Here is a 12,560-nt window from a genome sequence, read left to right on the forward strand (position 1 = left end):
CGAAGAGAATTCTTACCAAGCAATGCCCCCATCAAATAAACAATGATTTTATTTTGAACCTCAATGTATAGTAGCAACAAAGAAATAACTTTAGACATCAAGTTTGCCGCCTCCTTTGTTTGAGTAATTTTTTGAATGGTCAACTAAAAATTACCCTTAAATTGAGGGGGTGGCAATACCTTAATATAAATTTTTCAATAACAACAAGGTTTTTGACACAATAATCTATAAAACTTTTGACAATACGGTGCTTTGTAAAGGAGTTGACTTATGAAAAATCATCTAAAAAACGCTGTATTGATCGCTCTAGGTGCTTTTATTTTTGCTTTTGGTCTAAATTATTTTACGATAGCCAATAAACTATCAGAAGGCGGGTTTACAGGTATTGCTCTCCTATTAAATTACATATTTGGGTTATCCCCAAGTATAATGATTTTACTTCTTAATATCCCACTCTTTATTATCGGTTGGATAAAATTAGGTCGTAATTCAATGATTTATACCATCTATGGGACTCTCTTAGTATCGCTATTTCTTTGGTTAACTGAAGATTTCCAATTACCTTTGAATGATTTATTATTGGCTGCTCTTTTTGCAGGGGTATCGATTGGTGTTGGTCTTGGTATTATTTTTAGATCAGGCGGTACAACTGGTGGAGTAGATATCATTGCTCGATTAGCTTTTAAATATTTCGGTATTAGTATGGGACGGACGATGTTTTCCTTTGATGCCGTTGTCATTTCTTTATCTGCTATATATATTGGAATTGAAAAAGCGATGTATACGTTAGTAGCCGTATTTGTAGGGGCAAGGGTGATCGATTTTGTTCAAGAAGGTGCATATGCCGCCAAGGCTGCTACAATTATCTCTGACCACGCACCAGAAATTGCCTCTAAAATCATGAAAGAAATGGATCGTGGAGCAACACTGCTCAAAGGAAAAGGTGGATATACTGGGAGTGAAAAAGAAGTATTATATTGCGTTGTTAGTAGAAATGAGCTTACACGCCTAAAGAGTATAGTTCATTCAATAGACAAACGAGCTTTTGTAGTCGTAAATGATGTACATGATGTTCTTGGAGAAGGGTTTGAGAAAGATTAAGTCATACAAAAGTTTAAGTCATGGTCTTTGTTGACCATGACTTTTTTTCGTTTAAAGTGCACAAGCATTTTGGTCCTACGAAAGATATGTACCTTGATACTTCCGCCAAATAACATAACTTAAAACTATAAAGATGATTAGACCCATGCCAATCAAGGTGTTCCAGATAATAGTATCAGTACCAATTATCCCAATCGTTTCTTTGTCATCTCCATAAAATAATTCATGTAAGGTTCCCTTTAATTGATTAAGGACATTCTCTCTATTTTGTGCATCAGTTTGTCTCACTATCGCAGTCACTAATGAATCAATTTTTTCTACCATATAAGGTGGGTTAGAAACCAAAATAGCAGGTTTTATTAAGTTATAATGTGATAGAAAATTCTGGACAGCAAGTTGAATTTGATTCGAATCTTCAGTTTTTACAGCTTTTCTAATTTTTTCTATGTCTTGCTGTAAAACAGAATAATATCGATGCCATAACGGTTGGTCCTTATGACTTAAAGCATCAATCGCTAAATATAACTGAGTCGCATTATTTAAAATAATATTTTGCTTTGGACGTAGACTTGCTAGGCTATTTTTTGTTTGAATTATAGCTGAAGAAATTGCTTCCATACCTTCAACAGTAGTCAAATCTTTATATTTGATAGAAGGAGCAAGATTTGATATTTCCTCTATAAGTAATTTTGACTTTACATAATCACCCAATTTTACGCTTTTATATAATCTCTTCGTCAACTCTTGAAGTAAATCAATGTTTTGTTTTTTCTCCTCTGTACTTGCATTGGACACAGTCACGTAAGACGAAAATATTAGAAAAATAGCTAAAAAGCTTATAAGCAATTTTTTAGACATAAGCTTTCACCCCTTAAGAAATACTTATTAGGGGTTGTACTTCATTATTCATTCTTTCTTCTGATAATGGATAAAAAATAAAAGAGAATTAAAGTTAAACCACTTAGGTACATGGTAAATTCCCCAACAGTAAAATCTAGTGAACTTATACTTTTAGGTAACCATGGATGAACATTTTGGGTATAATCTATAAAATCATTCAAAAATAGCAGTAAACCAACTACGAATATCGTGAAAAATCCGTAAGAATATTTTCTAAAAAACAATACAGCTTCTATGGCCATCGCAGTATGTGATAGCATAAGCATCACATCAACCCAAGAAATAGTCTCAACCATCAGGATTTTTATGTATGATGGCTCAACGACCCAAGCCCCCCAAATAATTATTGTAGTAGCCCATACACCATATTTAAACATGAATATTGACGCCAATCCTTCGATAAACGGAACTTTCTTCTTAAATAGATATAATATTAGAAAAATAGTGAAGAAAGTTGAAGATAAAGGGCTATCGGGAACAAAAATAAGCCACTCTTTCGGTGTTTTAAGTAATTGATTCTTATACCAATAGAAACCGTAGATAGACCCTGCCAGATTAACAATAATTAATAGCACTATAAACCAAGTTTTTTGCAAATAATTTTCAATCTTCTCCCAAAACTTATTGAACATATTAATTTTCCTTTCCCCTTTGTTTTTATCTAAATCTCATTTTAACAAATCCAGGGACAGTTTACCAAAAATTTTATTAATCTTTTATAACTAGTACAACTTCTATTTATCCAAGGTTTAGGAAAATCATAGTTTCTCAAAAAGACAAAAAGCCACTTAAAGTGACTTTTAAATAGAAATGTTTAACTAACCATTATCCTCCATTTTTAATAACATATTCAATTGATTTGTTAACTCGATAAACCTCTTTCTGTCTCCATTAACTAATGCTACATCAATAGCTTCGTATAATCTTTCTTTATTAAATTCACGAACCGCTTGATCTAATACTAATTCCGCCAACAGTTCCAAAAAATTGTCCTTAACAAGGTTTTGTTTTCCCATAGGATTAACCTCCAATACCGCGGCGTATTCCGGGGAAGTTTCCCGGTCTTTAAAAAATAGACCAATATAAACATCTTCCTCAGGATTAGAACGAATATCTAAGAAGGCGGTTTCTACATCGGGTGTCACACGATTATTCTTGTAAAATTTAAACGGTGTCATAGTAACACATTCAGTCGACATCATAATTGCTTTAGGTAGGCCAACGATATCCTTAACAAAATGAACCTTTTCTAAGAGTTTATCACTTGATGACAAATAGGTCATAAACCAAGCAACTTCTCTTTTCGCGAGTGTATAAGTATTTAAAAACCATTTAATAAATTCCTTCTTATCACTAACCGAAATCATTATTATAAACCTACCTTTACTTATAAATATGTTGGTTTTCTAATATTATATTCTTGAAAAACTAAAAATTCCTATTATTTTTTAAGTTTGATCTCTTCTTACTTAAATATTAACGTGTTATCAATAACTATCGACCTTGTATGTTACTTTATTTCAAAACAATTTCTTTAACATCAAAACTAACAAAACCATTTATCAATTTATTGCCTTTTTCGGATACTTGGATAAATATTTTATTACCTTGATTTCCGATTTTAATTACCCCTAGATGAAGCAACATCTTAATAATTCTTTCTCTAAATATTTGTTGCTTATTTTCATAGTAACGATCATTTAGCCAAAAGTTAACCACTTGTTCTAAACTATCTAACTCAACCCACTTCGATGTGGCAACTAGGTCGATAAGTCTTACAACCAATTGTAAAAAAGGGATTGAATATTTGTATAATCGAATCCAAAATTGGTAAACAGCCATTTCTTCCTTAGATAAGACGTAATTATTAATATATTTCTTTCCAAAAGAAGTAAGATATAAAAGTCCTTTTTCATCTTCGTATATTAATTTATTATAAAATGTATAATCGTATATTAATGAAAAACGATCAGGATATTCATTATATCTTCTACCATATCCAAAGCGCCATGCCATCTTCTTTAAAGGTTCTTCAGGCACCAATAGTTGCTTAAACAGTGTTCGCTGTTGCCTTTTATAAATATTTCCCTCTCCAGTTAATAATACCTCCTCTTTTTCAATAAAATTCAAAAATTTTATTATATCGGATATTAATAGACCTTTTTCATCTCGATAATAATTGACTTCATCAGAAAATATTACCCTCTCTTGTAATCGGTTGTTAATAATCTTTATCACTTTGCTTTTAAAATCTTCAGGTACTAAGTAGACTAATAAATGCTTTTTTCCTACCCCTTGAAAAATCCAGCCGTTTTTTAAAGCAGTTAATACTAAATCTCTCGCTTTTATGGAGGACTGAGTAAGGCCAATTGCTTGTTTTCCTTTTGCTAATAGATCTTCAATTGTGTATTTATTTCTTGAATCAAGGTATAATAGCTGGATAAAAGTATATTCAGTGTTATTTAATTCAGATATTTGATTCTCTAACTTATTTTTTTGCAAAATGGTATAAATGATAGACTGAATCATATCAGTCTTTGAATGACGATCACATTGACATTGATAGTTATCAACTATTTTATGAATCTGATCTATATCAGCATAGATCAACATTTCATCAAGATTCATTACCATCATCCCCTACGAATCACTACTATTTTTTACTATTATTTCTATAATAGTGAATAATATTCCAATAAAGTAAAAAAACTAACAACTTTAAGAACAACATCATTAATTAGTAATTTTGTCACATAAAAAAACCTAACGACTGAATTCGTTAGGCTTGAAATTCATAAAGTTTTATTTTTTTGGATTAAACCAAACATCTTACCTCCTACTTTAAACACTGGTACTGGCATTTTAAACGGTGTTTCCTCGATTGCCCCAGGTTTTTTCAGAAAGTAGCTTCTTACTTCTTGAATAGTCATAAATATCTCCTTTAACTTTATTTTAAGCTTTTTCATTGATTAAATTGCTCATTTGTTGTACAGAAACATCCTCAGGGTCAACCGCTGAAGCCCTTTCGATAATCTCTTTAGCTTTATCCCACTCTTCTTGATAAAGGTAAATATTAGCCAATCTTTTTAGGGCTGGTAAATAATATTCATCAATCTCTTGAATACGTTCTAATATCTTTAAACTTTCAACAAGATTGTTTTCCATTTCATAAGCATCAGATAACGAAACTAATATCTCTATGTTTTCAGATTGTAATTCTGATGCTTTTTTAAGTAATTCTATCCCTTCTGAAACTTCTTCCAAATGAAGCAGTAACATTCCTTTTAAATATAATGCACTTTCATTCTCTGAATCAGCTTTAAGAACTTGATCAAAATAATATAACGCATCTTCAAATTGTCCTATACTATAAAATGCCTCTCCTAAAGCCAAAAGATATATCAATTCATTTCCATCTATTTCGATAGCTCGTTTAAAACTCTCAATTGCCTCTTCAATTTTGCCGAACTCATAAGCATAAACTCCCCTTTGATAAAAGTAATATGCATTATTTTTACTTTCTTCAATCGCTTTATTTATATATCTATACGATACTTCCGGCAGACCATCATCATAATATATTTGTGAAATGAATGAATAATCTTCTGCATTAGCCTGTTCATCGATGACACGATGCATAATTTCTAATGCAGTATCAAAATCTCCCTCTTTATAACTTATTTCAGCTTTCAGCCTTAAAATATCTATATGATTAGCTTGGCCAGAGATATTATTTAATATTTGTTTTGCATCATCCACAAGACCCAGGGCTGTAAATATATGAGCAATCTCCATTTTTTCTTCTAGCAAATATGAATTTTCATTTAGTTTTTTTAACGCTTGTAAAGCTTGTTCATACTTTCCAGCTTCAAATTCTGATATAATATCTGACAAATTTTTCGAAAAAACATCTTGCATTCTTAGCACTCCTAACCAATGTAATTTCATACAAGTATAAAATAAATAACCACACTATACAAGTGTGGCCTAACTATCATTTTCTTCTCTTGATAACCAACTCATGAACAAAGTAATTATTGATATACTTAGTATTGTTAGGATCCAAAAGTTTTGAACTTCATTTTTCCTCTTTTCTTCCGGGTGATAAATTATAGGTTCTCCAATCTTTGCTACAGTCCCCTTTTGGATAACCATAAAATCTAAGTTAGAAAATATTTTCGCAAAATCAGTTCCTTTGATCATTGTCTCAACAATTTCTGTCTGGGATGAACTGGTGTTTTTATCGGTAGAAGTAGGTTTTATAAAAATAAAACTAATAGATATACCAAGTAATATAAATATTATAATAATCGAACTTATTATTCTTAAACGCTTTGAAATCTTATTTTCATGCTGATGAACAGGTAGTGCCCAACGATTTTCATTCATTATCCTGTCCATTACGATTTTAGAAGTATCTACAGTCTTATTCATATAATCCCTACTCATTTCTACCCTTTCATCCCTTCAATATCTTTAAAACGATTTTCAACTATGTATGATTCCAATTGAGTTTTTATACCTGAACGTGCTCTAAAGAGTAATGATTTAACCGAACTCACTGTTGCCCCTAAGATTACGGCAATTTCTTTGTAATCTAGCTGTTCGTACTCTCTTAAGATAAGTGCTGATCTCTGCTTTTCGGGAAGGCTATTAATTGCATCCCGTACCTTATTAACTCGTTCGGTTTTTAATAATTCTTGTTCAGGTAATAATAATGATGAAGTTTGAGGAGTCGTAACGTTATCTTCCAAAGACACTTCAATATGTTTTAACTTACGTATCTCACTAAGAGTAGTGTTTCGTGCTATGGTATAAAGCCAAGTGGAAAAAGTAGCTTCTTTATCTCTAAAAGTATTTAAACTTTTAAAAGCTTTATAGAACGTCTCTTGGCAAATATCTTCTGCATATGCCTCCATTTGATATCCTCTTAGCATATGCTGGATAAAATTAAAAATCTTTTTTTCATATTTTTTAATTAATTCTGCATAAAGCTCAATACGTCCCTCTTTTATCTCACGTATTAGCTGAGAATCATCCATCCATTACCCCCCTTTTCGACACCAGATAGACAAACCTCAAACTTATATAAGAATTAAACTCTATATATTATGATATAAAAATATGTTTTATTCTAATCTAAGAATATCTTTTATTTATCGGACAAGTCAATACTATTTACAAAAGATTTAATAATTTTACACAATAATATTAATCTGTGCTTTAAAAAAACAAAAAAGACCACATCAAAGCGATGTGGCGCCGGGTATACCGACATAGGATCTAGGATAGGGGCGGAGAGAACTAATTCATATCTAAAGTATAGTAGGCTCAAAATAAAAAGTCAAGTTATTTTCAGAATTTTTTTAACTTTTAGATATTTTAGCTAAATCATCCAAAAAACCCGGATAAGAAATACTAATTACCCCTGTATTTTCAATTATTATTGGCTTTTTAGACACTAATCCTGCAATCGCCATTGCCATCCCGATACGATGGTCACCATGAGTAGATACCCTGCCACCTTCAATATATTGTTTGCCTTCAATTATAAATCCATCTTTTAATTCTTCTATCTTCACCCCTATTTTTCTCATTTCACTAACTATCGTTTTAATACGATCAGTTTCTTTTACACGTAACTCGATAGCATCTCTAACTATGGTTGTACCTTCAGCTTGACTTGCGATAACGGCTAATAAAGGCAACTCATCAATTATCTTTGGAATCCACTCTCCTGAAATAGTTATTCCATGTAGTGAACTCGTTTTAATTACCAAATCAGCCATCGGCTCTACACCATAATAACGTATATCTTCTATTTCTACACTACCATTCATAGCTTTAACCGCCTCTAAAAATCCTACTCTAGTAGAATTTATTCCAACGTTTTTGATCCTTAAAAGACTATTAGGAACGATAAGTGCCGCAGCAATGAAAAAGGCAGCTGAAGAAAAATCTCCGGGAACGATAATTTTTTGCCCTTCTAACTCAGGTTCAGGCTGTATCGTTATCGTATTCTTATTAATATTTAACTTCGCTCCAAACTGCTTCAACATTTTCTCACTATGATCCCTAGATAAGTATGGTTCGATTACTGTCGTTTCTTTATCAGCGTATAATCCAGCAAATAAAATCGCAGATTTAATCTGAGCACTAGCAACCGGCGTTTTATAAGTAATTCCTTTCAACCTATTTCCTCTGATAGATAATGGTGCATATTTTCCATTTTCCCGACCATCAATCTGTGCCCCCATAATCCTTAATGGTTCGACTATTCTTCCCATAGGACGTCTTGCTATTGAATCATCTCCGGTTAAAACACTATGAAATGACTGACCTGATAATATTCCAGAAGTTAGGCGAATAGTTGTGCCAGAATTACCAACGTTAAGGATTTCTTGGGGTTCTTTTAAGCTATTTAAACCTTTCCCTCTAATTGTATAAGAAGTTTCCTTAACTTTTTCTATTTCTACACCCAACTGTCTAAAAACTCTAATTGTACTAAGACAATCGTCACTATTTAAAAAACCTTCAACGTAAGTTTTTCCATTTGCAATTGACCCTAACATGATCGCTCTATGTGAAATTGATTTGTCCCCTGGAACAGAAATAGTTCCACTGACAGACGAGATTGCTTGAATAGTTTGATTCATAGTTACCTCCAAATATCCTTTACTTAATAAATTCTTGAAGTAAATCAACAATTTGCCTTCTATCAATATTTTCTTTAATCACTACATTCCCTATCGCTGTTGGTAAAATCATTCTTATCTGATTGTTTTTGAATTTTTTATCTCGCATCATTATTTCAACAAGTCGATTAGGATCATACTTTTCCTTAACTCTTATCGGTAAAGAAAAACTATGAATAAGATTTTCCGTTAATTTCACAACCTCATTAGATGCGATACCGATTTCATACGCTAATTTACTAGCAAATACCATTCCTATTGCCACTGCTTCCCCATGAAGGTACTGGTAATCAGATATAGTCTCAATCGCATGAGCTAAAGTATGACCATAGTTTAGAAAGGCTCTAACACCTAGTTCTTTTTCATCTTTTCTAACGATAGCTGCTTTGACTCCTATTCCTTTATAAAGTGCTTCAATTACATAATCATGTTCCAAAGCTAACAAAGAATTGACATTAGTACCCAACCAATTAGTAAATTCAGCATTTGCTATTAGCCCATGTTTGATAACTTCAGCAAAACCTGAAAGTACTTGTCGCCTCGGTAATGTATGTAAAAAAGATGTATCATAGAAAACCAACTTAGGCTGATAGAAAGCTCCAATAAGATTTTTCCCCAAAGGGTGATTAATCCCCACCTTCCCGCCTACACTACTATCATGAGCTAAGATCGTTGTTGGACATTGGATAAATGATATCCCTCTCATATATATTGCGGCGATAAATCCTGCTAAATCACCTACTACACCGCCTCCTAAAGCGATTATTGTTGAGAAACGGTCCAAACCTTTTAAAAGGGCATACTCTATTATCTTCTCTACTTGCTTCATAGATTTCGAATATTCACCTGCTGGAACGATATATGAATAAGTATCATACTCATCCAAAATATTCATTATTTTATGTAGGTGAAAATCAGCAACATTATTATCGGTAATTATTAAAATTTTGCTTTTTTCGGTAATTCCAACTTTAGTTAAATAGTTTGGTAACTGATCATAAATATTTGAACCAATAACTATTGGATATTTTTCTTGACTAACCTGAATTATCATCTCTTTCATTTAAAAATCCCTTACTTGTTTAATATAATTTTGATATTGATTAGTTACTTCAAAGAGAGAATCCCCTGAGAACTTATTGAAAAAAGAATCGGCTATTTCCCAGGCAACTGCATGTTCAGCTACAACACTTGCCGCAGGTACAGCACAGGTATCAGAACGTTCAATTGCTGCATCAAAACTTTCTTTACAGTCTATATCTACACTTTTAAGAGGTTTATATAAAGTAGGAATTGGCTTCATCACACCCTTAACGATTATCGCTTCTCCAGTAGTCATACCCCCTTCCAAACCTCCGGCACGGTTAGTACTACGACGGAAACCGTACTCATCATCCCATATGATTTCATCATGTACCATTGAGCCCGGGAGATTGGCAGACTCAAACCCAATCCCGATCTCTACTCCTTTAAAAGCTTGGATGCTAAGAATTGCTTGTCCTAATTTCCCATCAAGTTTCCGATCCCAATGAACATGACTACCTAGACCGATAGGTAGGCCTAATACAACAACTTCGACAATTCCACCTAGGGTATCTCCAGATTTTTTTGCCTTATCAATTTCTTGTTTCATTGACTTCGATATCTCTAAATCTATACATCTAACCTCAGAAAGTTCTATTCTATTTGTTATATCATCTATAGATAAATTATCAATTTCCTCATAAGACAACGCTCGAATACCACCAATATTAATTACATGACTAATAAAAGTTATTCCAAATGGTGTTAATAATTGTTTGACCAAAGCCCCTACTGCAACTCGAATTGCCGTTTCTCGAGCACTCGATCTTTCTAAGACATTCCTTAAATCATGGTGATTATATTTAATACCACCATTCAAATCGGCGTGACCAGGTCGAGGTCTTGTAATCATTTTAGATTTTACCTCTTCAAATTGTTCTAAATCCATTTTTTCAACACTCATAATATTTTCCCAATTTTTATAGTCTTTATTTTCTATGGTTAAAGTAATAGGCGAACCAGTAGTCTTTCCAAATCTGACCCCACTTAGAATCCTGACCTGATCTTTTTCTATATTCATTCTCTTCCCTCTACCATAACCTTTCTGTCTATCCCTTAATGCTTGATTGATTTTGTCTATTGAAATATCAAAACCACTTGGCACACCCTCAATAATAGCAGTAAGTTGTGGACCATGTGATTCCCCAGCAGTTAAAAATCTCACGAAAATACCTCCTTTATAAAAAACATTTATATAATACCATATCGTTAAAATATTTTAAAATTTAAAAAAGTCTGAATTAGCATCAACTAACCCAGACTTCGAGGACACATCTCTCCAACATCTCGCTGATAAGCCGATTCAAGCCTGACCCCATTGTCGTTCGTCTTCTAACAGGACATTTGGATCGATTCCTAGTATCTTCGTACATTCCTCTTTAGACAACAATCCTTTAAAATAGGCGTCGATGATCACTGCCTTTTCCATAACATCCCCCCAACAAGTATCCTCTTATAAGATAATTATGGGAAAAAAACTCTATTAATATACATTTTTTACAATTAAATAGCTGAGAGGGATGGGGATTCACTAGCTTTTTGATAAAAAAAATTGTCAACAACTTTAAATTTATATTGAGCAGGGTTAAAAATCTGCTCAGTACTTCCTACAAAAAGAACACCTTTTTCTTTTAGAGCATCGCTAAACTTGTAATAGAGATCATGTTTAGCTTCCTCTGTGAAATATATCATTACATTTCGACAAACTATAAGGTCAAAATCCTTCTCAAAGTCATCGACTAATAAATCATGTTTTTTGAACTTAATATTTTTTTTCACTTCTGGTATTAGGTAATAGAGACCATTCTCACGTCTGAAATATTTTTGAATAATTTCTTTTGGTACTTCTTTAAGAGAACGTTCAGTAAAGATACCTTCATTAGCTTTTTTTAATGCTATTTCATCAATGTCTGTCGCCAGTATTTCAAATTGTAACTCAGGGAAATAATGACTTAATATTATCGACAGTGTATAGGGCTCTTCCCCAGTGGAACAAGCAGCACTCCAACATCTTATCTTACTCTTATTAGGCAAATTGGGAATTATTTTTTTTGCTAATACTTGCCAACGATTGCTATTTCGAAAAAACTCTGTAACATTAATCGTAATTCGATCAACAAATTCATTCAGTAACTGCTCATCTTTTTCGATAGCTTTAAAAAATGATTGAAAATCATTAAACCCACGCTTTTCCCTAAATGAAGTTAACCTTCTCTTCATCTGATTTTCTTTATACAAAGATAAATCTATTCCAATTTTCCTCTTCACATTATGTATAAATTGTTGATAATCTTGGTCAGAAGATGTCAAGCTTACAATTGGTGCCATACACTTTACTCCTTTTATGCTAAATAATCTGCTTACTAAGAAAACAATGATTTCTTAACTTCTATTCGACCAAAACAACTAAAAATCCTTTTTATAGCTTGAATAAAAATCTTAAAGCACATTACAATATATAACTTTTGATTAATCTCCAAAAACAAAAAAACTGTAGCTTCCCAAAGAAAAAAGCTACCGATCACGGTAGCTTCAGCTTGTAGACAAAGTCTTTATTTAGACAAATCTACAAGCTTTTTTTGTATAATAGGTATGTAATAAATATCTTGTGAGGGGAGAAATATGTTAACAAAGCGTAAGGAAGATGTGAGAACTCAAGTTGAATTAGTATCAATAGAAGATTTAGTACCAGAGGATCATCTAGTGAGGAAAATAGATCAAGCAATTGACTTTAGCTTTATATACGATTTGGTTAAAGATACCTATTCTTTAGATAACGGC

Annotated in this window: 15 protein-coding genes; 2 read left to right on the forward strand and 13 right to left on the reverse strand. The window is 32.4% G+C overall.

Going from position 1 to position 12,560, the window contains the following annotated elements; genetic code table 11:
• The first annotated feature begins 270 nt into the window (after positions 1-270).
• Positions 271-1,101, forward strand: a complete 831-nt coding sequence (locus tag BHF71_RS07755) for a YitT family protein (protein WP_069657101.1) — start codon at positions 271-273, stop codon at positions 1,099-1,101.
• Positions 1,102-1,176: 75 nt separating this feature from the next.
• Here the strand turns inward: BHF71_RS07755 and BHF71_RS07760 are convergent, their stop codons facing one another.
• The 13 genes from BHF71_RS07760 to BHF71_RS07810 all read right to left on the reverse strand — a co-directional run bounded on the left by BHF71_RS07760 (position 1,177) and on the right by BHF71_RS07810 (position 12,107).
• Positions 1,177-1,959, reverse strand: a complete 783-nt coding sequence (locus BHF71_RS07760; protein ID WP_069657102.1) for a sporulation protein YpjB — start codon at positions 1,957-1,959, stop codon at positions 1,177-1,179.
• A 44-nt stretch (positions 1,960-2,003) separates the two neighbouring features.
• Complete coding sequence (locus BHF71_RS07765) at positions 2,004-2,633, reverse strand: DUF1405 domain-containing protein (RefSeq protein WP_069657103.1); 630 nt, start codon at positions 2,631-2,633, stop codon at positions 2,004-2,006.
• Between the two features lie 186 nt (positions 2,634-2,819).
• Positions 2,820-3,368, reverse strand: coding sequence for a ReoY family proteolytic degradation factor (locus BHF71_RS07770; RefSeq protein ID WP_069657104.1), 549 nt, complete (start codon positions 3,366-3,368; stop codon positions 2,820-2,822).
• Positions 3,369-3,516: 148 nt separating this feature from the next.
• Positions 3,517-4,629: a hypothetical protein gene (locus BHF71_RS07775; protein WP_069657105.1), complete on the reverse strand. Its 1,113-nt coding sequence runs from the start codon at positions 4,627-4,629 to the stop codon at positions 3,517-3,519.
• 164 nt (positions 4,630-4,793) lie between these two features.
• Entirely contained in the window at positions 4,794-4,931 is a 138-nt protein-coding gene (locus BHF71_RS11875; protein WP_141705356.1) for an MmcQ/YjbR family DNA-binding protein, read from the reverse strand.
• A gap of 22 nt (positions 4,932-4,953) precedes the next feature.
• Positions 4,954-5,919, reverse strand: coding sequence for a tetratricopeptide repeat protein (locus BHF71_RS07780; protein ID WP_069657106.1), 966 nt, complete (start codon positions 5,917-5,919; stop codon positions 4,954-4,956).
• A gap of 69 nt (positions 5,920-5,988) precedes the next feature.
• Entirely contained in the window at positions 5,989-6,435 is a 447-nt protein-coding gene (locus tag BHF71_RS07785; protein WP_141705357.1) for a hypothetical protein, read from the reverse strand.
• Between the two features lie 17 nt (positions 6,436-6,452).
• Positions 6,453-7,043, reverse strand: coding sequence for an RNA polymerase sigma factor (locus tag BHF71_RS07790; RefSeq protein ID WP_069657108.1), 591 nt, complete (start codon positions 7,041-7,043; stop codon positions 6,453-6,455).
• 324 nt (positions 7,044-7,367) lie between these two features.
• Positions 7,368-8,657, reverse strand: coding sequence for a 3-phosphoshikimate 1-carboxyvinyltransferase (gene aroA / locus BHF71_RS07795; protein ID WP_069657112.1), 1,290 nt, complete (start codon positions 8,655-8,657; stop codon positions 7,368-7,370).
• A 19-nt stretch (positions 8,658-8,676) separates the two neighbouring features.
• Entirely contained in the window at positions 8,677-9,759 is a 1,083-nt protein-coding gene (gene aroB / locus BHF71_RS07800; protein WP_069657109.1) for a 3-dehydroquinate synthase, read from the reverse strand.
• Complete coding sequence (aroC, locus tag BHF71_RS07805; protein WP_069657110.1) at positions 9,760-10,944, reverse strand: chorismate synthase; 1,185 nt, start codon at positions 10,942-10,944, stop codon at positions 9,760-9,762.
• Between the two features lie 138 nt (positions 10,945-11,082).
• The gene (locus tag BHF71_RS12495; protein WP_281179275.1) at positions 11,083-11,208 is read right to left on the reverse strand and encodes a hypothetical protein; all 126 of its coding nucleotides are present in this window, start codon (positions 11,206-11,208) and stop codon (positions 11,083-11,085) included.
• A gap of 74 nt (positions 11,209-11,282) precedes the next feature.
• Positions 11,283-12,107 (reverse strand): CheR family methyltransferase, encoded by an 825-nt coding sequence (locus tag BHF71_RS07810; RefSeq protein ID WP_069657111.1) that lies wholly within the window; start codon positions 12,105-12,107, stop codon positions 11,283-11,285.
• A gap of 294 nt (positions 12,108-12,401) precedes the next feature.
• Between BHF71_RS07810 and BHF71_RS11605 the strand changes: the two genes are divergently transcribed.
• On the forward strand, positions 12,402-12,560 hold a 159-nt coding region (locus tag BHF71_RS11605; RefSeq protein WP_084024202.1), incomplete at its 3' end, for a transposase.

This window comes from Vulcanibacillus modesticaldus, assembly GCF_001730235.1.
GTDB lineage: Bacteria > Bacillota > Bacilli > Tepidibacillales > Tepidibacillaceae > Vulcanibacillus > Vulcanibacillus modesticaldus.